The sequence below is a fragment of the Rhizobacter sp. P3_C12 genome (genome assembly GCF_056402735.1).
The window spans coordinates 1-20,764 of record NZ_JBFUGW010000013.1; the positions used below are offsets into that span (position 1 = coordinate 1).

Below are 20,764 nucleotides of genomic sequence, written 5' to 3' on the forward strand. Positions count from 1 at the left end.
GCTCCCGCGCCATCGCCGGCTCCCGCTCCGGCGCCTGCCCCTGCCCCTGCGCCAGCGCCGGCACCCACCCCCACGGCCCCGGCCACCGCCACCCAGCGCGACGCCGTCCGCCTCGCCGACCAGGCCACGTTCGGCCCGAGCGAGGCCCTCGTCACCGACATCAAGTCCAAGGGCGCCGCCGCGTGGATCAGCGCGCAGATGGCGCTCAACGGCTCGCGCTACACCAGCGGCAAGACCGGCGAGATCCACCAGAACACCAGCGCCACCGAGTTCTGCGAGCTGCCGGCCCACGTCAACGAGCCCGACTGCTGGCGCGACTGGTTCTCGACCGAGCCGCTGCTGTGGGATTTCTACCGCAATGCGGTGAAGCAGCCCGACCAGCTGCGCCAGCGCGTCGCGTTCGCGCTGCAGCAGGTGGTCGTCGTCAACAGCCTCGAGGTCAGCGGCAACTACGGCTTCCGCGTCTACTACAACAACCTGCTCGACAACGCGTTCGGCAACTACCGCGACGTGCTGAAGAAGGTGACGCTGTCGCCGGTGATGGGCGACTTCCTGAACAACGCGAACAACGACAAGGCCGCGCCGAACGAGAACTACGCGCGCGAACTGCTGCAGCTGTTCAGCATCGGCACCTGCGAGCTGAATACCGATGGCTCGCTGAAGAGCGGCAAGTGCGTGCCGACCTACAGCAACGACACCGTGCGCGCCTACGCCTTCGCGCTGACCGGCTGGACCTACCCCGCCGGCGGCGCCACCTCGTACGGCTGCTACCCGACCGGCATGAACTGCCGCTACTACGGCGGCGACATGATCGCGGTCGACAAGTTCCATGACACCACGGCGCGCGACCTGCTGGGTGGCGCCCAGCTCGCGGCCGGCACCAAGGCCCCGGCCGCGCTCGAGACCGTGCTCGACAGCCTGATGGCGCACCCCAACACCGCGCCCTTCATCGGCAAGCAGCTGATCCAGCAGCTCGTCACCAGCAACCCGACGCCGCAGTACGTGGCCCGCGTGTCGGCCGCGTTCAGCAGCGGCAAGTTCACGTACTTCGACAAGAGCTGGGGCAGCGGCAGGAACGGCGACCTGGCCGCCACCGTCGCGGCCGTGCTGCTCGACAGCGAGGCGCGTGCCGAAACCGCCACGCGCAACAGCGGCAAGCTGCGCGAGCCCACGCTGATGTTCACCGGCACGCTGCGCGCGCTGAACGGCAACACCGATGGCGACTCGCTGAGCTGGTGGTGGGGCGACAGCCTGCGCCAGCACGTGTTCCGCCCGCCCTCGGTCTTCAACTACTACCCGCCCGACTACCCGGTGCCCGGCACCGCGCTGGTCGGCCCGGCCTTCGGCATCCACAACGCCAACTCGGCGCTCGAGCGGCTCAATTTCCTGACCTACCTGTTCGACTGGGGCGGCACCAAGCCGGCCGACAGCGGCGCGCCGAACCCGGTGGGCACGCTCGTCGACCTGTCGGCCTTCACCGCCGACGCGACCGATGCCGCCAAGCTGGTCGACCGGCTGTCGATGCTCGCGATCGGCCAGACGCTGCCGGCCGGGCCGCGCACCGACGTGATCGCCGCGGTGTCGGTGTCCGGATCGAGCACCGATGCGCAGAAGCTCAACCGCGTGAAGATGGCCGCCTACCTCGTGTTCGGCTCCCCGAACTACCAAGTCCAGCGATAAAGGAGCCCGACATGACACACCATCACCACGCTCCCGCTTCGATGGACCGCCGCCGCTGGCTGCTCGGCTCCGGCGCCACGCTGGCCGGCGCGCTCGGCACCGGCACGCTGTCCAACCTGCTGCTCGGCGCCCGCCCGGCCTACGCGGCCGACTACAAGGCGCTGGTCTGCCTCTTCATGTACGGTGGCAACGACGGCTTCAACACCATCGTGCCGACCGACACCCGCTACGACCAGTACGCCGCCGTGCGCAAGGGCCTCGCGATCCCGAAGGCCAACCTCGTGAACCTGGCCGGCATCAACTACGGGCTGCACCCGTCGCTCGCGGCGCTCTCCACCGCCTGGGCCGACGGCAAGCTCGCGCCGGTGCTGAACCTCGGCACGCTGAACTCGCCGCTCACGAAAGACCAGTACCGCGCCGCGGCGAGCAGCTCCGACCTGCTGCCCGACAACCTGTTCTCGCACTCCGACCAGCAGATCCTGTGGGAGACCGGCACCTCCGATTCGCTGACCCGCACCGGCTGGGGCGGCCGCGCCTCCGAGGCGCTGGGCACCGCGAACCCGGTGATCTCGGTCGCCGGCTCGACGCGCTTCGGCCTGTCGTCAGCCCAGACCCCGCTGGTGCTGCCCGACCCGGGCGCCACGTTCGGCGCCTACAACCTGCAGCCGAAGGACCTGACCAACAACGCGTCGAACACCGCGCGCAAGAAGGCGATCGATGCGCTGTACGCGCAGGCGCAGGATGCCGCGCTCGCCGATGCCTATGCGGCGGCGCAGCGCAACGCCTTCGCCGTGTCGGACCGGCTCGCCGCGACCGTGGCGGTGACGCCCGGCGGCACCGGCGCGCTGGCGGCGATCGACAGCGCCTTCGCGCCGCTGATCTCCGGCAGCACGCTGAAGACGGGGCTGGCCAAGCAGCTCTACCAGGTGGCCAAGCTGATCGCCGCCAACGGCACGGTGCAGGGCAACCGGCAGATCTTCTTCGCGTCGATCGACAGTTTCGACACGCATGCGAACCAGATCACCGGCGGGCCCACCACCGGCGCCCATGCCGACCTGCTGAAGGAAGTCGGCGACGCGCTGGGTGCGTTCTACGCGGCGATGAAGAACCTCGGCATGGCCGATGCCGTGACGGCCTTCACGCAAAGCGACTTCGGCCGCACCTTCACGCCGAACAACAGCAACGGCACCGACCACGCCTGGGGCAGCAACCACCTGGTGGTGGGCGGCGCGGTGAAGGGCGGCGCGAGCTACGGCACCTTCCCGACGCTGACGCCGGGCGGGCCGGACGACGTCGGCAAGGACAGCTGGGAGCTGCAGGGCCGCTGGATCCCGACCACCTCGGTCGACCAGTACGCGGCCACGATGCTCGGCTGGTTCGGCGCCACCGACACGCAGCTCGCGACCGTGCTGCCGAACCTGAAGAACTTCGCGACCAGGAAGCTCGGGTTCCTGTAACCGCTCTGTCGCGGATGGCTGCAGCCTGTCCGGCCGATCGGCCGGACCGTCGCCCGGCTGTCGCGCCGCCCCCGTGCCGCCGCTTACAGTGGCTGCATGGTCTCGACTCCCACCCCGCCCGCCGCCCCCGGCTTCACCGGCTCGATGCTGCCGGCCGCCCGCCGCACCTTCAGYGCCTATGCCCGCTGGCTGGACAGCATCAGCTGGAAGCGCTTCGTCCTGCTGTCGGTGCTGGCGCTGATCGCCGCCGGCATCCTGTCGGACCTGCCGCCGTTCAACCTGCGCTGGACCGACGACCGCGTCGTCGTGAAGGGCCCGAAGAAGCGCAAGGCGCCGGCGATCACTGCACCCGCCGCACCGACCGCGCCGGCCGCGCCCGCCAGCGCCGCCTCGGCCGAGCCGGCCAAGCGTGCCAACGTGACCATCGCCGGCAAGCCGTTCGAGGTCACGATCGACGACAAGGGCGTGCGCATCGGGCCGCTGGAGATCGATGACAAGGGCGTGCGCGCCGGTGGCGTGACGATCGACGATCGCGGCGTGCGCATCGGCCCGGCGGCACCGGCCGCGTCGGCTGCCGCATCGGCGGCCGCCGGCATCACGATCTCGGTGCCGGCCATCGAGGTCAAGCTGCCGAAGAACGCCGACACCGAGGAGGTGCGTGCCGCGGTCGAGGAGGCCAAGGCCGACATCCAGCGGGCGATCGCCGACGCGCAGGAGGCCGCGGCCGAGGCCCAGCGCGAGGCCGCCGACCGCGTGCTCGAGAAGATGGCCGCCGACGAAGACAACGAGGTGGAGACCATCACGATCAAGGGCTTCCGCCCCGGCGACCACCTGCCCGGTTTCACCTTCCTGCTGATCTTCATCTCGATGGTGATCAAGATCATGGCCGCCGGCCGCTTCAAGGCCGAGGCGCAGGCGGTGGTGGCCACCGAGATGGCCGAGTCCGAGGCGCTGAAGCGCCAGGTGATCGAGGCCCGCATGGCCGCGATGCAGGCGCAGGTGGAGCCGCACTTCCTGTTCAACACGCTGGCGAGCATCGACCACCTGATCGAGACCGACCCGCCGCGCGCCAGCCGGATGCAGAAGAACCTGATCGCGCTGCTGCGCGCCAGCATGCCGACGATGCGCGAGGCCAATGCGCAGGCCACGCGCGACCTGGGCCGCGAGCTCGCGGTGATCCGGCCCTACCTGGAGATCCTGAAGGTGCGGATGGAGGAGCGCCTGCAGACCGAGGTGCGCGTGAGCGACGGCCTGCTGTCGGCCGAGTTCCCGCCGATGATGCTGCAGAGCCTGGTCGAGAACGCGATCAAGCACGGGCTGGAGCCGAAGGCCGAGGGCGGCTCGCTGACGGTGGCCGCCGAGATCGTGCACGGCAAGCTCGCGGTGTCGGTGGCCGACACCGGCCTCGGCTTCGGCAAGGCCGCGACCGCCGGCACCGGCATCGGCCTCGCGAACATCCGCGAACGCCTGCAGCTGCTGTACGGCAGCGCGGCCAGCCTGACCGTGTCCGAGAACCCCGGCGGCGGCACGCGGGTGACGATCACCGTGCCCTACCGCGCCAAGACGTCCGAAGGAGCCCCTGCATGAAACGCGTCCTCAAGCTCTTCCTGTGCCTCGGCCTCAGCGCCCTCGTGATGGCCGGCCTCGCCGCCGCGGCGCTGATCCACAGCCTGCCGGCCGACGGCATCCACGTGAGCATCGACGGCGAGTCGTGGATGCTGCCGTCGCTGCAGGCCGGCCAGTGGCTGGTGCTCACCGCCTGCCTGCTGGTGGCCGCGCTGGTGGTGGCGATCGTCGTGCCGTTCACGCTGATGGTGGGCCTGGGCGTGCCGCTGCTGTTCGCCGCGCTGGCCGTCGGCATCGCCGTCGCGGTGGCGCTGATCGCCGCGGGGCTGCTGCTGTCGCCGGTGCTGCTGGTGGCCGGGCTGCTGTGGCTCGCGTGGCGCGTGCTGGAGCGCAAGCCGAAAGCGACGAACACGCCCCAGGCCCCGGCTGAGGCTACGATCCGGGCATGAACATCCGAGCTGTGATTGCCGACGACGAGCGGCTGATGCGCGAGCAGCTTCGCGCGCGACTCGCCGAGGTGTGGCCCGAGCTGGAGATCGTTGCCGAGGCGAAGAACGGCATCGAGGCGGTGGAGCTGACCACGCAGCACCGGCCCGACCTGGTCTTCCTCGACATCCGGATGCCGGGCATGACCGGTGTCGAGGCGGCGCGCCAGATCGGCCAGCTCGCCGCCGGCGACGACGACTGGGACGGCTGCGAGATCGTCTTCATCACCGCCTACGACCAGTACGCGGTCGAGGCCTTCGAGCAGGGCGTCGTCGACTACGTGCTGAAGCCGGCCGAGCGCGAGCGGCTCGCGCTGACGGTGGAGCGCATCCGCAAGCGGCTCGCGCAGCGCGCGGCCTCGCACGAGGCGCCGCCGGTGGCCGGGCCCGAGATGCAGCAGCTGCTGCAGAAGCTCGCGCAGCAGCTGAACCCGGGCAGCGCGCCGCAGCGGCTGCGCTGGATCCAGGCGACGGTCGGGCAGAGCATCCAGATGATCCCGGTCGACGACGTGCTGTTCTTCATCTCCGACGAGAAGTACACGCGAGTGCAGACGGCGACGATCGAGGCGCTGATCCGCAAGCCGATCAAGGAGCTGCTGGACGAGCTGGACCCGAACCAGTTCTGGCAGATCCACCGCTCGACGCTCGTCAACACGCAGGCGATCTCGGGCGTGACGCGCGACCTGCGCGGGCGCCAGCTGGTCAGCGTGAAGGGGCACAACGAGAAGCTCGAGGTGTCTCGCAGCTTCACCGGATTGTTCAAGGGGATGTGACGCGCCGCAACGACATGGCGATCAGCGTCTGCGCCGCCCAGTAGGTGGCCAGGATCCACAGCGCCGACAGCGGCAGCGGCGCTGCGAACTTGTGGGTGGCCAGCAGCGCATCCGAAACGACGAACAGCGCGCCGCCCAGCGCCGCGACGCGGCCCACCGCCGCCGCCTGCGCCGCCATCGTCGCGAGGCACACCACATAGGCCAGCACCGGCACGCGCAACGCCGCCGGAACGCCCGGCCACAAGGCCCACAGGATCGCACCCGCCACCACCGCATACGCCGCGAACGCCAGCGGCCGCGCCGCGAAGCGCACGCCGCGCGTGAACGCCACGATGTACGCCAGGTGCGCCAGCAGGAAGGCCACCAGCCCCGGCAGGAAGCCCTGCACCGGCCACAGCAGCGCGACATCCCCGGCCAGTGACAGCAGCAGCCCCGCCCGCACCCAGCGCCGCCGCGCCGGCGCATCGGCCCCGCGAGACCATGCGAACGCGATGATCAGCAGCGTGGTCAACGGCTTGAACACGAACAGCCAGTGCGCCGCGATCCAGCCGTCGCCCGACGCGATGGCCAGCGCCGCGCTTGCGACGATGGCCCCCGTCCACGCCATCCAGGTGATCGGCTTCATTCCGCCCCCGCCGCCGGTGCTGCCGCCTTGGCCAGTTCGGCCCGCGCCTGCGCCGCGGCGCGCAGCGCCTTCAGCTTCTCGCGCGGGTCTTCCTTCGGGCCGGCCTCGTGCAGCTTCATCTCGCCGATGAAGCGGCTCGGGATGCCCTGCACGAAATCGCGCCCGCGCTTGCGCCGGCGCAGCGTGCTCACCGCCAGCGTCGTGCGGGCCCGCGTGATGCCGACGTACATCAGCCGGCGCTCCTCCTCGAGCCGCTGTGGCGTCATCTCCTCGTCGTCGCTGCGGAACGGCAGCAGCCCTTCGTTGACGCCGGCCAGCACCACGTGCGGCCATTCGAGGCCCTTCGACGCGTGCAGCGTCGACAGCGTGATCACGTCCTGCTCCTCGCCGCGTTCGGCCAGGCTCATGATCACCGAGATGGTCTGCGCGACGTCGAGCACGCTGGTGCGCTCGGTCTCGATGCTCATGCCGCCGTCGTTCTCGATCTCGCCGCCGCAGCGCTTGGCGATCCAGTCGATGAAGTCGATCACGTTCGACCAGCGCGACGCGGCGAGCTTCTCGCTGTCCTCGCCGTCGTAGAGGTGCTTCTCGTAGTCGATGTCCTTCAGCCAGCCCATCAGCAGCGCCTTCGCGTCCTCGGCGCCGGTGGTGTGGCGCGCGCGGTACTCGAAATCGCTGACGTAGCGGCCGAACTCGTGCAGCGAGCCGATCGCGCGCGCCGGGATCGCCGTGCCCAGGCTCTCGGCGAACAGCGCCTCGTACAGGCTGGTCTTCCACTTGCCGGCGAACTCGCCCAGGCTGCCGAGCGTCTGGTGGCCGATGCCGCGCTTGGGCGTGGTGACCGCGCGCAGGAAGGCCGGGTCGTCGTCGTTGTTCACCAGCAGCCGCAGCCAGGCGCACAGGTCGCGGATCTCGGCACGGTCGAAGAAGCTCTGGCCGCCCGACACCTTGTACGGCAGCTCGGCCTTGCGCAAGGCCTTCTCGATCACCCGCGCCTGGTGGTTGGCGCGGTACAGGATCGCGAAATCCTTGAACTGCACGCCGTCGGCCGCGCCGTTCGCGCGGATCGCCTGGATGCGCGCCACCGCGCGCTCGGCCTCGTGCTCCTCGTTGTCGCACTCGACCAGCTGCACCGGCTCGCCGTCGCCGAACGCGCTCCACAGCTTCTTCTCGAACAGCTTCGGGTTGTTGCCGATCACGGCGTTGGCCGCGCGCAGGATGTAGCCGGTGGAGCGGTAGTTCTGCTCCAGCGGGATCACTTTCAGGTCGGCGTACTCCTGCGGCAGGCGGCGCAGGTTCTCGATGGTGGCGCCGCGCCAGCCGTAGATGCTCTGGTCGTCGTCGCCCACCGCGGTGAACATGCCGCGTTCGCCGACGATGTTCTTCAGCAGTTCGTACTGGATCGCGTTGGTGTCCTGGTATTCGTCGACGAGCACGTAGCGCAGCGTGTTCTGCCAGGTGGCGCGCGCCTCGGCATCGCGCTTGAGCAACCGGTACGGCAGGCCGATCAGGTCGTCGAAGTCGACCGCCTGGTAGGCCGCGAGGCGCTCTTCATAGCGCTTCATCACCTTCTGCGCGACCACGTCGTCGTCGGTCTCGGGCTTCACGTCGTCGCTGCCCAGGCCCTCGTTCTTCCACAGGCTGATGGTCCACTGCCAGCGGCGTGCCATCGCGATGTCGGTGGTGCCGCCGGCGTCCTTCAGGATGCCGAGCACGTCGTCGCTGTCGAGGATGCTGAACTTCTCCTTCAGGCCCAGCCGCTCGCCCTCGGCGCGCAGGATGCGCACGCCCAGCGAGTGGAAGGTGCTGACGACCAGGTGCTTGGCGGCGCGCGCGCCGATCAGCGACTTGGCGCGCTCGCGCATCTCCTGCGCGGCCTTGTTGGTGAAGGTGATCGCGGCGATCTGCCCCGGCGCATAGCCGGCCTGCAGCAGCCGCGCGATCTTGTGCGTGATCACCCGCGTCTTGCCGGAGCCGGCGCCGGCCAGCACGAGGCACGGGCCGGACAGGTGCTGCACCGCCTCCATCTGGGCGTTGTTCAGCGTGGAGACGGAATCGGGGGAGGAGGACACGGGGGAACGGCTCGGAAGCAAACTCGCATCGATCATAGGCGAGCGTCCGTCGCAGCGAGGCCGCGTGACTGTGATAGAACAATCGCGAACCCCTCCGAGCTTTCTTGCCGATCCTTCCATGAGCCCCACTTCCTTCGACCGCCGCCGCCTGCTGCAATGGGCCGCGGCCAGTGCCGGTGCGCCGCTGTTCGTGCGCGCCGCGCGCGCCGCCGACATCGACCGTTTCCCGCTCGGCATCGCCTCCGGTTCGCCGCGCGCCGACAGCGTCGTGCTGTGGACACGCCTGATGGGCGCCGACCTGCCGCCGCGCGTGCCGGTGCAGTGGGAGCTGGCGCGCGACGAGGCCTTCACCCAGGTCGTCGCGCGCGGCACCGAGACCGCCGAGGCCGCCTGGGGCCACAGCGTGCATGCGCAGCCGCGCGAGCTCGCGCCGTCGCGCAGCTACTTCTACCGCTTCACCGCGCTCGGCGCGCGCAGCGCGACCGGCCGCACCCGCACCGCGCCGCCGGCCGGCGCGAGCGAATCGCTGGCCTTCGCGATCGCGTCGTGCCAGCGCTGGGACCACGGCCACTTCGCCGCGTGGCGCCACCTCGCCGACGAATCGCCCGACCTGGTCGTCTTCCTTGGCGACTACATCTACGAGTACGGGCCGGTCGCCGGCCGCGTGCGCCTGCACGAGGGCAGCGGCGACGCGACGACGCTCGCGCAGTACCGGGCCCGCTACGCGCAGTACAAGGGCGATGCCGACCTGCAGCGCATCCATGCCGTGGCGCCGTGGATCGTGACCTGGGACGACCACGAGGTCGCGAACGACTACGCGAACGACCAGGGCCAGGACCTGGCGCCGAACTTCCTCGAACGCCGGGCCGCGGCCTACCAGGCCTGGTGGGAGCACATGCCGCTGCCGCTGTCGGCGCGGCCGGTGCGCGCGAATGCGCAGGTGTTCGACCGCTACGACTGGGGCGCGCTGGCGCGCTTCCACGTGCTCGACGACCGCCAGTACCGCGACCACCAGGCCTGCCCGAAGCCGGGCCGCGGCGGCTCGAGCACCATCGACCTGGCCGCCTGCCCCGAGCTGATGAAGCCCGGGCGCACGCTGCTCGGCGTGGCGCAGGAGCGCTGGCTCGGCGAGGGCCTGGCGCGCACCGACGCAAGAACCGATGCGCGCTGGAACCTGCTCGCGCAGCAGACGCTGATGGCGCCGTTCACCTGGACGAAGGAAGGCCGCTTCTGGACCGACGGCTGGGCCGGCTACCCGGTCGCGCGCGAGCGGCTGCTCGACACGCTGGCCGAGCGCGGCGCCGCCAACCCGGTGGTGCTGAGCGGCGACGTGCATTGCAACTACATCGCCGACCTGAAGCGCCGCCCCGGCGACGCGGCGCCGCTCGCCACCGAGTTCTGCGGCACCTCGATCACGAGCCACGGCATGGCGCAGGACCGGCTCGATGCGGCGCTGCCGCTGAACCCGCACATCCGCTATGCGCGCAGCGAGGAGCGCGGCTACATGAGCTTCCGGCTGAACCCGCAGCGCCTCGAGGCCGCGCTGCGCGTGGTCAGCGATGCAAACGATCCCAACGCGAGCATCCGCACCGCGGCGCGCTATGGCGTCGAGGCGGGGCGGGCGGGCGCGCAGGTCGGATGACGAAAGCGGGCCAACCCACCCCTTCAAATGGGTTATTGGCGTTGCGCGCGCAGATGGCGAATACTTGCGCCACACCATGAGACAGTTCATCCGCCACCCTGTCGACCTGCCGGTCGAGATCGGTACCGGCAACCTGCACGGCCCGGCGGCAGCGGCCCATGCGCATGACATCAGCGCGGGCGGGCTGGCGGTGCATGTCGACCGGGCGGTGGCGCCGGGCGAGCATGTGCACATCTGCATTCCCTATGTGCAACCGGCCTTCGAGGCCGATGCCCGGGTGGCCTGGTGCGAGCCGAGCGAGATCGACGGCTACGAGGTGGGCGTGACCTTCCTCGATGCCGAGGTCGCGTTCCTCGCACGCATGGTCGAGCAGGTGTGCCACATCGAGGACTACCGGCAGTCGGTCAGCCGCATCGAGGGCCGGCAGCTCAGCGCGGAGGAAGCGGCGACCGAATGGATCGACCGCTATGCGCGCGACTTTCCGTCGATCGCCGCCGGCCAGCGACATTGACGTCGTAGCCCGGATGCCAATCCGGGGGTATTTGCAAAGCGCCGTCCCGGATTGGCATCCGGGCTACTGGGTGCGCAGGTCCTGCAGCAAGCTGCCGGAAGCGCGAACTTCTTCCTCGTGGCCTTCGTGACGCCACGGTTCGGCCAGCGCCTCGGCGTACCACGCCTGCATCGCCGGCAAGGCCAGCAGGCGCGCGAGATATTCGTTCGAACGCGCCGAGAGCGCAGGCGAATAGGTCTGGGCCCGGAACGCCAGCGGTGCGAAGAACGCATCCACGGCCGTGAACTGCGAGCCTGCCAGGAACGGCCCGCCGAAGCGGGCGAGCCCTTCATCCCACAACGCCGACAGCCGGTCCCACTCCGCCTGCAGCGCCGGTGGCACCGGCTCGATCCGCACCCGCACGCCGCAGTTCATCGAACACAGGTTGCGCACGTTGAAGAAGCCGGAATGCATCTCGGCGGCCGCGCTGCGCGACCAGGCGCGTGCACCGCGGTCCGCCGGCCAGGCCTGCGGATGCGCCTCGGCGAGGTACTCGATGATCGCCAGCGAATCCCAGACCACCGTCTCGCCATCGACCAGGCACGGCACCTTGCCCGAGGGCGAGAAGCCACCGAAGACCTCGGCCTGCGAGCCGGCGCCGAACGGCACCAGTTGCTCGTCGAACGGGATCTGCAGCGTTCGCATCAGCACCCAGGGGCGCAGCGACCAGGACGAGTAGTTCTTGTTGGCGATGAAGAGCTTGAGCAGGGGGGCGGCCATGCGGCAGTGTAGGCAAAACAGTCCCGCGTGCAGCGAACGGCCGGCTGTCTTAGCATCGTGCGATGGATCTGCGCCATGCCCTCGCACCTGCCGTGTTGCTGCTGTCGCTGCTGGGCACCTCGGTGCAGGCCCAGCCGGTCGACGTGCAGGTCGCGTTGCAGGACGGCAAGGTGGTGCTCGACGTCACCGCGAGCGTGGCCGCCGAGCGCGAGCAGGTGTGGGCGGTGCTGACCGACTACGAGCACATGGCGGGTTTCGTCTCCAACCTCAAATCCAGTGCGGTGATCGGCCATGACAACAACGCGTTGCAGGTCGAGCAGAGCGGCGAGGCGCGCCACGGCCTGCTGCACTTCGCATTCCACAGCGTGCGCTCGGTCGAGCTGGTCGCGCCGCAGGAGATCCGCTCGCACCTGGTCAGCGGCGATTTCAAGAGCTACGAGGCGACGACCCGCCTCACGGCCTCGGACAGCGGGCACACGGTGATCACCTTCCACGGCGAGTACGTGCCGAACCGCTGGGTGCCACCGGGCATCGGGCCGTCGCTGATCAAATCGGAGACCGGCAAGCAGTACGACGAGTTGATCGCGGAGATCCGGCGCCGGCAGGGCGCCGCGGCGCACACGGCCGCGCCGGCGTCGTCACCCTGAGGAGGCTGCACAGGCGCGATACTCCCGCCCCGTGCAGTCCATTCTTGCCGTCACGATTCCCTTCTTCGCGCTGGTGCTGTGCGGCTACGTCGCCGCCCGCCAGCACGTGCTGCCCGAAGCCGCGATCCCCGGCCTCAACGCCTTCGTGCTGTTCTTCGCGCTGCCCTGCATGCTGTTCCGCTTCGGCGCCAGCATGCCGTTCGCGCAGCTGATCGATCCGGCGCTGATCGGCGTCTACGCCGCCTGCGCGCTGCTGGTGGTGGCGCTGACGGTCGCGCTGACGATGCGGCGCGGCGTCGACCTGAAGAACGCCGCCTTCGGCGCGCTGGTCGCCGCGTTCCCGAACACCGGCTTCATGGGCGTGCCGCTGCTGGCCGCGCTGCTCGGCGAGCGTGCCGCCGGTCCGGTGATCGGCACCGTGCTGGTCGACCTGCTGCTCACCAGCTCGCTGTGCGTGGCGCTCGCGCAATCGCGCCGGCACGACGGCACGCCGCACGACGACCTCGGCGTCTCGCTGCGCCGCTCGCTGCGGGGCGCGCTCGGCAACCCGCTGCCCTGGGCGATCGGGCTCGGCGCGCTGCTGGCCGCCAGCGGCCGCGAGCTGCCGGGGCCGCTCGCGCAGATCGTGCGGATGCTGGGCGATGCGGCGACGCCGGTCGCACTGTTCACGATCGGCGCGGTGCTGTGGCGCGCCGGCCAGCATGCGCACAGCCGCACGCCGCTCGGGCACTACCTGCCGGTCGCGCTGATCAAGCTGTTCGTGCACCCGCTGCTGGTGTTCGGCCTCGGGCTGGCGGCGCGCCGGGCCGGCCTCGCGGTCAGCGATTTCGGGCTGGCCGTGCTGACGCTGGCGGCCGCGCTGCCGAGCGCCAGCAACGTCTCGCTGCTGGCCGAGCGCTACCGGGCCGACAACGGGCGCATCGCCCGCATCATCCTGGCCAGCACCGTGCTGGCCTTCGCCAGCTTCTCGCTGCTGGCGGGCTGGCTGATCCCGCGTGCGGGTGGTGGGTGAGGGCGATTGTGATTCGCTATCGTTGATCTTTGATCAATTGAATTTACGGCGAGGCCTGGCTTTCCGACACTGAGGCACCGAACCCAGGAGCCCTCGCATGAGCCAAACCCCCTCCCGCCTCACCACCGCCTCCGGCATTCCGGTGGTCGACAACCAGAACTCGATCACCGCCGGCCCGCGCGGCCCGGTGCTGCTGCAGGATTTCCACCTGATCGAGAAGCTGCAGCACTTCAACCGCGAGCGCATCCCGGAGCGGGTCGTGCACGCGAAGGGCTCGGGCGCCTACGGCAGCTTCACCGTCACGCACGACATCAGCCGCTACACCCATGCGAAGCTGTTCAGCGCGATCGGCAAGCAGACCGAGACCTTCGTGCGCTTCTCGACCGTCGGCGGCGAGAAGGGCAGCGCCGACACCGAGCGCGACCCGCGCGGCTTCGCGCTGCGCTTCTACACCGAAGACGGCAACTGGGACCTGGTCGGCAACAACACGCCGATGTTCTTCATCAAGGACGCGATCAAGTTCCCCGACTTCGTCCACACGCAGAAGCGCGACCCGCAGACGAACCTGAAGTCGGCGACGATGATGTGGGACTTCTGGAGCAAGGCGCCGGAGAGCCTGCACCAGGTCACGATGCTGTTCAGCGACCGCGGCACGCCCGACGGCTACCGCCACATGGACGGCTTCGGCAGCCACACCTTCAGCCTGGTCAACGCGGGCGGCGAGCGGGTGTGGGTCAAGTGGCACCTGAAGACGCAGCAGGGCATCAAGAACCTGCTGCCCGAGGACGCGGCGCGGCTGGCCGGCAGCGACCCCGACCATGCGCAGCGCGACCTGTTCGGCGCGATCGCGGCGGGCGACTTCCCGAAGTGGAACGTCTTCATCCAGGTGATGACCGAGGCCGAGGCCGCGACGTGGGAGGCGCGCACCGGCTGGAACCCGTTCGACCTGACCAAGGTGTGGCCGCACAAGGATTTCCCGCGCATTCCGGTGGGCGTGCTGGAGCTGAACCGCAACCCGGTGAACTACCACGCCGAGGTGGAGCAGGCCGCGCTGTCGCCGGCCAACATCGTGCCGGGCCTGGGCTTCAGCCCCGACAAGATGCTGCAGGGCCGGCTGTTCGCGTACCACGATGCGCAGCTGTACCGCGTCGGCACCAACCACCAGCACCTGCCGGTGAACCGGCCGCGCTGCCCGGTGCACCACCAGCAGCGCGACGGCAGCATGGCCGGCAGCGCGGGCGACCCGAACGGCAGCAGCGCCGCGCAGAACTACGAGCCGGTGCAGGCGGGCGGCAGCGCGCCGCAGGGCTTCGGGCACGGTGACGCCGGCTGGCCGCTGGATGGCACGGCCGGTCGCTACGACGAACGCGGCGAGTCGGACGACTTCACGCAGGCCGGCAACCTGTTCCGCCTGCTGCCGGCCGACGAGCAGGAGCGCCTGACGAGCAACATCGCGAACGCGATGCGCGGCGTGCCGTCGGACGAGATCCGCCAGCGGCAGATCGGGCACTTCACGAAGGCCGATCCGGCCTACGGCGCCGCGGTGGCCCGCAAGCTGGCCGAAGGGGGTGCACGATGAAGACCGTCCGCCTCGCGATCGGGATGCTGATCAACGGCCTCGGGTTCGGGATTCTCATCACGCACTGGATCAGCTGATCGGCATACTGGCGAGATGCATGCAGCCACCCTGAACGCACTCGCCAGTTTCCCCGACCAGCTCGCGGCCTTCTACGCCGAGGTTCCCCGCGGGTACGAGACCTTCGTGCCCGACAGCTGGGACGGCGTGCCGAGCGAGGCCTTGTCGCCGCTCGCGCAGCTGTGCCACGTGCGCGACATCGAGATCGACGGCTACCACGTGAGGTTGCAGCGCACGCTGGACGAAGACCGGCCGCTGCTCGCGTCGATCGACACCGATGCGCTCGCGATCGAGCGCGGCTATGCGCATGCCGATGCGGCGCAGGTGCTGGCGGCGTTCCGCCTGGCCCGCGAGCAGACGATGGCGCTGCTGCGGCGCATCGAGCCGCCCCAGTGGGAGCGCACTGCCGTGTTCGAAGGCTATGGCGCGCTGACGCTGCGCAGCCTGGTGCACTACCTCGCGAGCCACGACCAGCAGCACCTGGCCGGCTTGCAATGGCTGCTCGGCAAGATCGACGCGGCGCGCGCCGCGTCGGCCGTCAGCTGAATCCTTACCAGCTGAGCGGATTGACGCGGTAGAACCGGCTCAGCTCGGCGAACAGCGCCGGATGCTGCGCGGCCATCTGCGGCGCCTGCTCGAAGAACACCTCGCTCGCGACCGCGAAGAACTCGGCCGGGTTGGTGGCGCCGTAGTGGCTCAGCAGCGATTCTTCGCCGCGCTCGGCCTGCTGCTGCAGCAGCGCGAATTCGCTGCCGAACACCTGCGCCCAGCGCGCGCGGTGGCGGCGGCCGATCCACGGGGCGCCGTTCGCGTCGCCGTTCTCCTGGTCGAGCTGGTGCGCGAACTCGTGGATCACGACGTTGCGGCCGTCGTCCGCCTCGGCGGCGCCTTCCAGCGCGTCGTGCCACGACAGGATCACCTGGCCCTGCGACCACGATTCTCCGGCCAGCACCTGGCGCTGCTCCTGCAGCACGCCGGCCGGGCCGGTGTGCACCTTGTCGACGACGAAGGCGCCCGGGTAGACCAGCACCTGGCTCAGGCTCGGGAAGTAGCCCGGCCGGCGCTTGTTCAGCAGCAGCAGGCAGGCCTGCGCGGCGATCGTCACGCGCATCGCCTCGGTCACCTCGAGGCCGCCGCAGCCGATGAACACCTTCTCGGCGAGGAACACCTGCATGTGCTTCTTCAGCTGCAACTGCAGGTCGGCCGGCATGCCGCGCACATAGGGCACATGCCGGCGCAGGATCTGTCGCCATTCGGCCGGGAACGGGCGGGCGCGCACCCGGCGGCGGCGCAGCTCGATCCACGACGGTTCGCCGATCAGCCAGGCGATGAAGGCGCCGACGAGGCACACGACGATGATGAGGGTCAGCATGGTCCGGTGTGTCCTTGTCGGTGGAGATTCCCACGTGGAGCCGGGCTCCGGCATTTCAATGCGAGTGTGCGGCGGGAGCTTGCCTCCAAAGGTAACCGCCGGCCCCACTGCTACAGTGGCGACCGCTTTTCACGGCCCGCGCCCCATGTCACATCCCATCGTCATCCTCGGCACCGGCCTCGCCGGCTTCACGCTCGCGCGCGAACTGCGCAAGCTCGACACCACGACCCCGCTCGTCATCGTCAGCCGCGACCAGGCCGGCTTCTATTCGAAGCCGATGCTGTCGAACGCGCTGGCCGGCAAGAAGACCGCCGCGTCGCTGGTGATGAAGCCGGCCGAGAAGATGGCGGCCGAGCTCAACGCGACGCTGCGCGCGAACGCGGTCGTCGCACGCATCGACACCGCGGCGCAGGTGGTCGAGCTCGATGGCGGCGAGAGCATCGCGTACCGCGACCTGGTGCTCGCGCTCGGTGCCGATCCGATCCGCGTGCCGCTCGGCGGCGATGGCGCCGACGACGTGCTGTCGGTCAACGACCTCGACGACTACGCCCGCTTCGCCGACCGGCTCGACGGCGTGCAGCGCGTCGCGATCCTGGGCGCCGGGCTGATCGGCTGCGAGTTCGCGAACGACCTGCTCGCGCGCGGCATCGCGCCGACGGTGATCGATCTGGCACCGCGCGCGCTGCCGCGCCTGCTGCCGGAGCAGGCCAGCACGCGGCTGCGCGAGAAGCTGGAGACGGCCGGCGTGGGCTTTCGCTTCAACACCTCGGTCGCGGCGGTGCAGCGCGATGGCAAGGGCTTCACGCTGACGCTGAAGGATGGCGGCACGCTCGCCGCCGACCTGGTGCTGTCGGCCGTGGGCCTGCGCCCGCGCACGGGGCTCGCGCACGCCGCTGGCATCACCACCAACCGCGGCATCGTGACGAACCGGCTGCTCGCGACCAGCGTGCCGAACGTGCATGCGCTGGGCGACTGCGCCGAGGTCGACGGCCACACGCTGCCCTATGTGATGCCGATCATGCAGCAGGCCCGCGCACTGGCCGCGACGCTCGCCGGCAAGCCGACGCCTGTCGTCTACCCGGCGATGCCGGTGATCGTGAAGACGCCGGCCTGCCCGACCGTCGTGTGCCCGCCGCCGCTCGATGCCTCGGGCGCGTGGACGGTGACGCTCAGCGACGAGGGCTGCGATGCGCGCTTCCACAGCGGCGACGGGCAGCTGCTCGGCTTCGCGCTGCTCGGCAGCGCCACGGCGCAGCGGCAGGCGCTGGTGCCGCAGGTGCCGGGGCTGCTGGTCTAGCCTTTCACGCGGCCTTCAGGCGCGCTGCAATGCGCCGCGCCGCCGCGTTGCCGTGAAAGAACGCCTCCTCGAATACCGAGTACCCCGACAGGTCCGCATGCGCGAACTGCACCCGGCCGCTGCCTGAGGCCAGTGCCGCCAGCGCGGGGCTGCCGCGCACGCCGGGCAGCGGAATGCTCATCGCGTGGCCGTAGCGCATCAGGTCCATGCGCACCAGCTTGTCGGGCAGGTCAGGGTGGGCGCCGACCAGCGTCTGCACGACCGCCTGCGACCAGGCCTGCCACGGCTGCTCCAGCAGGCGCTTGCGCTGCGCGATCAGCTGCGCCTCGTTGTCGCCGCCCAGCGCCCAGTAGACCGTCAGCACGGTCGGCCCGGGGTAGGGCCGCGTCGCCTGGTGCATCGCGTCGACATACCCGAGCGTGCTGCTGCCGTACAGCACGTTGTCCCACGAGGGCGGCGCGCCGGGCTGGTCGACCAGCGCGTCCGACAGCTGCAGGTTCGCGACCAGCCACGGCGCATGCCGCATCCCGGCCACCGCCGCCTGCAGCGCCGCCGGCGGCGTGCGCAGCACGCGGGCCGAGATGAACAGCGGCGTCGCGAGCACCGCGTGCGCCGCGGTCCAGCGTTCGGTGCGCTGCGCCTTCGCGTTCCACAGGTCCAGCGTCACCTCGCGCTTCCCCTCCTCGAGCGCCAGCGCGACGCAGCCGTCGTGCAGCCGGCCGCTCAGCGGCGTCGCCAGCCGCTGCGCGAGCCAGGCGTTGCCTTCGGGCCAGGTCAGCACGCCGTCGTCGCGCGCCCGCACGTCGCGCGTGTCATCCCCCGGCGCATGGAAGCCGTGCCGGCTCGCGAAGTAATGCAGCCCGGCCCAGGCCGACACCTGCGCGGCACCGGCACCGTAGTCGTCGCGGCAGCAGTAGTCCAGGTACCAGCGCAACGGCGGTGCGGTGATGCCCTGGTCGTCGAGCCAGCGCGCGAAGGTCACGCCGTCCAGCGCCCGCATCGCCGGCGTCCACGCGGTGCGCGCCGTCGGCAGTGCGAAGCTGCCGGCCGGGCCGGCCAGCGACACCAGCTCGGCGAAGCGGCGGTACTGCGCCAGCGTCGCGTCGCGCTGCGATTCGGGCAGCGCCGCGATCGGCGGCAGCAAGCCGTCGTGCCAGTGGCCGTCGATGAAGAGCCGCTCCTGCGGGCTGTGGCACAGGTGGCGCTCGTCCCACACCGCGCGCCCGCCCTCGCTGCGGCGCAGCCCCAGCGATTCGAGCAGGCCGATCAGCTCCACCGCGTCGTCGCCCGGCACCGGCAGGTAGTGCGCGCCGAGCGGGCAGGCCATGCCGCCCATGCGGTGCGCGCGGCTGTTGCCGCCGGCGCCGTCCTCCAGGTCGAACACGTGCACGTCGTCGATGCCGGCCAGGCCGAGCCGACGCGCGCACGACAGCCCGGCGATGCCCGCGCCGACGACGATCACGCCGGCGCGCTTGTGCACCGTCGGCTCGGCGAGCGTGCGGCCGCCGTCGCGCAGCCGGTGGCCGCGCTCGTGCTGCGCGCCGATCCATTCGCCGCCGTAGGCCGCCGGCCGCTTCGCATCGCAGCCGCTCAGGCCGGCGAGCGTGGCCGCTGTTGCGGCGAGCAGCGTGCGCCGGTCGAGGTCGGGGAGCCCGCTCACTGGTGCACCTTGCCCCATTCATCTTCGAAGGTCTGCACCAGCACCTGGTTCGACAGCCGGTTCACCTCGGCCGGCACGCGCGCCATGTCGATGGGGAAATCGAACAGCGCCGGCAACCCGCCGAGGCTGATGAAGCGCAGCCCCTCGGGCAGCTGCGTCGGCATGCGGTAGGGCCGGCGGCTCGCGAGGATGAACCCCCATTCGCCGAAGCTCGGCACGTGCGCGTGGTACGGCGTCACCTGCAGGCCGGCGGCTTCCAGCGTGGTCGCCACCGTCCAGAAGCTCTTGCGCGCGATCAGCGGCGAGGTGGTCTGTACCACCGCATAGCCGCTCGCGTTCAGGTGCTGCTCGACCAGCCGGTAGAAGCCGGTGGTGTAGAGCTTGCCGATCGAGAAATTGGTCGGGTCGGGGAAGTCGATGACGATCACGTCGAACGCACCCGGGTTCTGCTCCAGCCACGCGAAGGCATCGGCGTTGACGATGCGCAGCTTCGGCGAGTGCAGCGAATCGGCGTTCAGCGCGCGCAGCATCGGCGACTGCGCGAACAGCGTCGTCATGTGCGGGTCGAGCTCGACCAGCGTGACCTGCTCGACGCCGGGGTACTTCAGGATCTCGCGCACCGCCATGCCGTCGCCGCCGCCCAGCACCAGCACCTGGCGCGGCGCGCCGTGGCCGGCCATCGCCGGGTGCACCAGCGCCTCGTGGTAGCGGTACTCGTCGCGCGAATGGAACTGCAGGTTGCCGTTCAGGAACAGCCGCACGCCGACGCTGCTCGAGGTGACGACGATGCGCTGGTAGGCGCTCGATGCGCTGTAGACGATGCGGTCGGCGTAGAAGCGGTCCTCGGCCCAGCTGCTGACGCGCTCCGCGCCGGCGAAGGCCGCCAGCAGCGCGGCGATGACGCCGCCGCAGGCGATCGCATGCAGCCCCCAGCGCCGCAGCTCGCCCCTGAACAGCCACAGCGCCCACACCGCGACCGCGGCATTCAGCAGCCCGAAGAACGCGCCGGTGCGGATCAACCCGAGCTGCGGCACGAACAGCAGCGGGAACGCGATCGCGACGACCAGCGCGCCCAGGTAGTCGAAGGTCAGCACCTGCGAGACCAGGTCCTTGAGGGCGTAGCGTGCGCGGAAGTGCCGCTTCAGGATGCGCATCACCAGCGGGATCTCCAGCCCGACCAGCGTGCCCACCAGCAGCACCAGTGCGTACAGCGCGAAGCGGAACGACGGCGCGGCCAGCGTCTGCAGCGCGAACAGCGCGAGCGGCATCAACCCGCCGACCAGGCCCACCAGCAGCTCGATGCGCAGGAAGTGCGCAATGATCTGCCGCTCGAAGAAGCGCGACAGGTACGAGCCGATGCCCATCGCGAACAGGTAGCTGCCGATGATGGTCGAGAACTGCAGGATCGAATCGCCCAGCAGGTAGCTCGCCAGCGTGCCGGCCGCGAGCTCGTAGACGAGCCCGCAGGCGGCGACGACGAAGACGGACGCGAGCAGCGCCACCTCGGCCGGGCGGATGCCGGGCGAGGGGGGCGTGGGGGGCGGGGGATCGGCCGCTGCGTCGCTCACGG

Annotated in this window: 18 protein-coding genes; 12 read left to right on the plus strand and 6 right to left on the minus strand. The window is 70.5% G+C overall.

Features of this window, described 5'->3' with window-relative positions; genetic code table 11:
* The 5 genes from AC1DXV_RS04245 to AC1DXV_RS04265 all read left to right on the plus strand — a co-directional run.
* On the plus strand, positions 1 to 1,680 hold a 1,680-nt coding region (locus tag AC1DXV_RS04245; protein WP_477932620.1), incomplete at its 5' end, for a DUF1800 domain-containing protein.
* Between the two features lie 11 nt (positions 1,681 to 1,691).
* The gene (locus tag AC1DXV_RS04250; protein WP_477932622.1) at positions 1,692 to 3,137 is read left to right on the plus strand and encodes a DUF1501 domain-containing protein; all 1,446 of its coding nucleotides are present in this window, start codon (positions 1,692 to 1,694) and stop codon (positions 3,135 to 3,137) included.
* 96 nt (positions 3,138 to 3,233) lie between these two features.
* Positions 3,234 to 4,724, plus strand: coding sequence for a sensor histidine kinase (locus tag AC1DXV_RS04255; protein WP_477865760.1), 1,491 nt, complete (start codon positions 3,234 to 3,236; stop codon positions 4,722 to 4,724).
* Positions 4,721 to 5,152, plus strand: coding sequence for a hypothetical protein (locus tag AC1DXV_RS04260; protein ID WP_477865761.1), 432 nt, complete (start codon positions 4,721 to 4,723; stop codon positions 5,150 to 5,152). Before AC1DXV_RS04255 ends, AC1DXV_RS04260 begins: the two co-directional genes overlap by 4 nt.
* Positions 5,149 to 5,961 (plus strand): LytR/AlgR family response regulator transcription factor, encoded by an 813-nt coding sequence (locus AC1DXV_RS04265; protein ID WP_477865762.1) that lies wholly within the window; start codon positions 5,149 to 5,151, stop codon positions 5,959 to 5,961. Before AC1DXV_RS04260 ends, AC1DXV_RS04265 begins: the two co-directional genes overlap by 4 nt.
* Here the strand turns inward: AC1DXV_RS04265 and AC1DXV_RS04270 are convergent.
* On the minus strand, positions 5,948 to 6,586 hold the full coding sequence (locus AC1DXV_RS04270) for a lysoplasmalogenase (RefSeq protein WP_477865763.1): 639 nt from the start codon (positions 6,584 to 6,586) through the stop codon (positions 5,948 to 5,950). The genes AC1DXV_RS04265 and AC1DXV_RS04270 overlap by 14 nt on opposite strands.
* Entirely contained in the window at positions 6,583 to 8,694 is a 2,112-nt protein-coding gene (locus tag AC1DXV_RS04275) for an ATP-dependent helicase (RefSeq protein WP_477865764.1), read from the minus strand. Before AC1DXV_RS04275 ends, AC1DXV_RS04270 begins: the two co-directional genes overlap by 4 nt.
* 82 nt (positions 8,695 to 8,776) lie before the next feature.
* On the opposite strand from AC1DXV_RS04275, the gene AC1DXV_RS04280 reads away from it, so the two are divergent.
* Positions 8,777 to 10,300 (plus strand): alkaline phosphatase D family protein, encoded by a 1,524-nt coding sequence (locus AC1DXV_RS04280; RefSeq protein WP_477865765.1) that lies wholly within the window; start codon positions 8,777 to 8,779, stop codon positions 10,298 to 10,300.
* 76 nt (positions 10,301 to 10,376) lie between these two features.
* Positions 10,377 to 10,811: a PilZ domain-containing protein gene (locus AC1DXV_RS04285; RefSeq protein WP_477865766.1), complete on the plus strand. Its 435-nt coding sequence runs from the start codon at positions 10,377 to 10,379 to the stop codon at positions 10,809 to 10,811.
* 63 nt (positions 10,812 to 10,874) lie between these two features.
* Here AC1DXV_RS04285 and AC1DXV_RS04290 read toward each other — a convergent pair whose 3' ends face one another.
* A complete protein-coding gene (locus AC1DXV_RS04290; protein WP_477865767.1) occupies positions 10,875 to 11,570 on the minus strand; it encodes a glutathione S-transferase N-terminal domain-containing protein in 696 nt (231 codons plus the stop codon).
* A 62-nt stretch (positions 11,571 to 11,632) separates the two neighbouring features.
* Between AC1DXV_RS04290 and AC1DXV_RS04295 the strand changes: the two genes are divergently transcribed.
* The 4 genes from AC1DXV_RS04295 (at position 11,633) to AC1DXV_RS04310 (ending at position 15,411) form a co-directional block, all read left to right on the plus strand.
* Positions 11,633 to 12,217 carry an SRPBCC family protein gene (locus tag AC1DXV_RS04295; protein ID WP_477865768.1) on the plus strand — a complete coding sequence of 195 codons (585 nt, stop codon included), beginning with the start codon at positions 11,633 to 11,635 and terminating at the stop codon, positions 12,215 to 12,217.
* Positions 12,218 to 12,248: 31 nt separating this feature from the next.
* A complete protein-coding gene (locus tag AC1DXV_RS04300; protein WP_477865769.1) occupies positions 12,249 to 13,229 on the plus strand; it encodes an AEC family transporter in 981 nt (326 codons plus the stop codon).
* A gap of 97 nt (positions 13,230 to 13,326) precedes the next feature.
* The gene (locus AC1DXV_RS04305) at positions 13,327 to 14,808 is read left to right on the plus strand and encodes a catalase (RefSeq protein WP_477932624.1); all 1,482 of its coding nucleotides are present in this window, start codon (positions 13,327 to 13,329) and stop codon (positions 14,806 to 14,808) included.
* 93 nt (positions 14,809 to 14,901) lie between these two features.
* Positions 14,902 to 15,411 (plus strand): DinB family protein, encoded by a 510-nt coding sequence (locus AC1DXV_RS04310; protein WP_477868916.1) that lies wholly within the window; start codon positions 14,902 to 14,904, stop codon positions 15,409 to 15,411.
* Between the two features lie 4 nt (positions 15,412 to 15,415).
* On the opposite strand, the gene AC1DXV_RS04315 is transcribed toward AC1DXV_RS04310, so the two are convergent.
* Complete coding sequence (locus tag AC1DXV_RS04315; RefSeq protein WP_477868918.1) at positions 15,416 to 16,237, minus strand: M90 family metallopeptidase; 822 nt, start codon at positions 16,235 to 16,237, stop codon at positions 15,416 to 15,418.
* A 145-nt stretch (positions 16,238 to 16,382) separates the two neighbouring features.
* Between AC1DXV_RS04315 and AC1DXV_RS04320 the strand changes: the two genes are divergently transcribed.
* Entirely contained in the window at positions 16,383 to 17,534 is a 1,152-nt protein-coding gene (locus AC1DXV_RS04320; RefSeq protein ID WP_477932626.1) for an NAD(P)/FAD-dependent oxidoreductase, read from the plus strand.
* Between the two features lie 4 nt (positions 17,535 to 17,538).
* Here AC1DXV_RS04320 and AC1DXV_RS04325 read toward each other — a convergent pair whose 3' ends face one another.
* On the minus strand, positions 17,539 to 19,194 hold the full coding sequence (locus tag AC1DXV_RS04325) for an FAD-dependent oxidoreductase (protein WP_477932628.1): 1,656 nt from the start codon (positions 19,192 to 19,194) through the stop codon (positions 17,539 to 17,541).
* On the minus strand, positions 19,191 to 20,762 hold the full coding sequence (locus tag AC1DXV_RS04330) for a polyamine aminopropyltransferase (protein ID WP_477864987.1): 1,572 nt from the start codon (positions 20,760 to 20,762) through the stop codon (positions 19,191 to 19,193). Before AC1DXV_RS04330 ends, AC1DXV_RS04325 begins: the two co-directional genes overlap by 4 nt.
* Positions 20,763 to 20,764 lie beyond the last annotated feature (2 nt).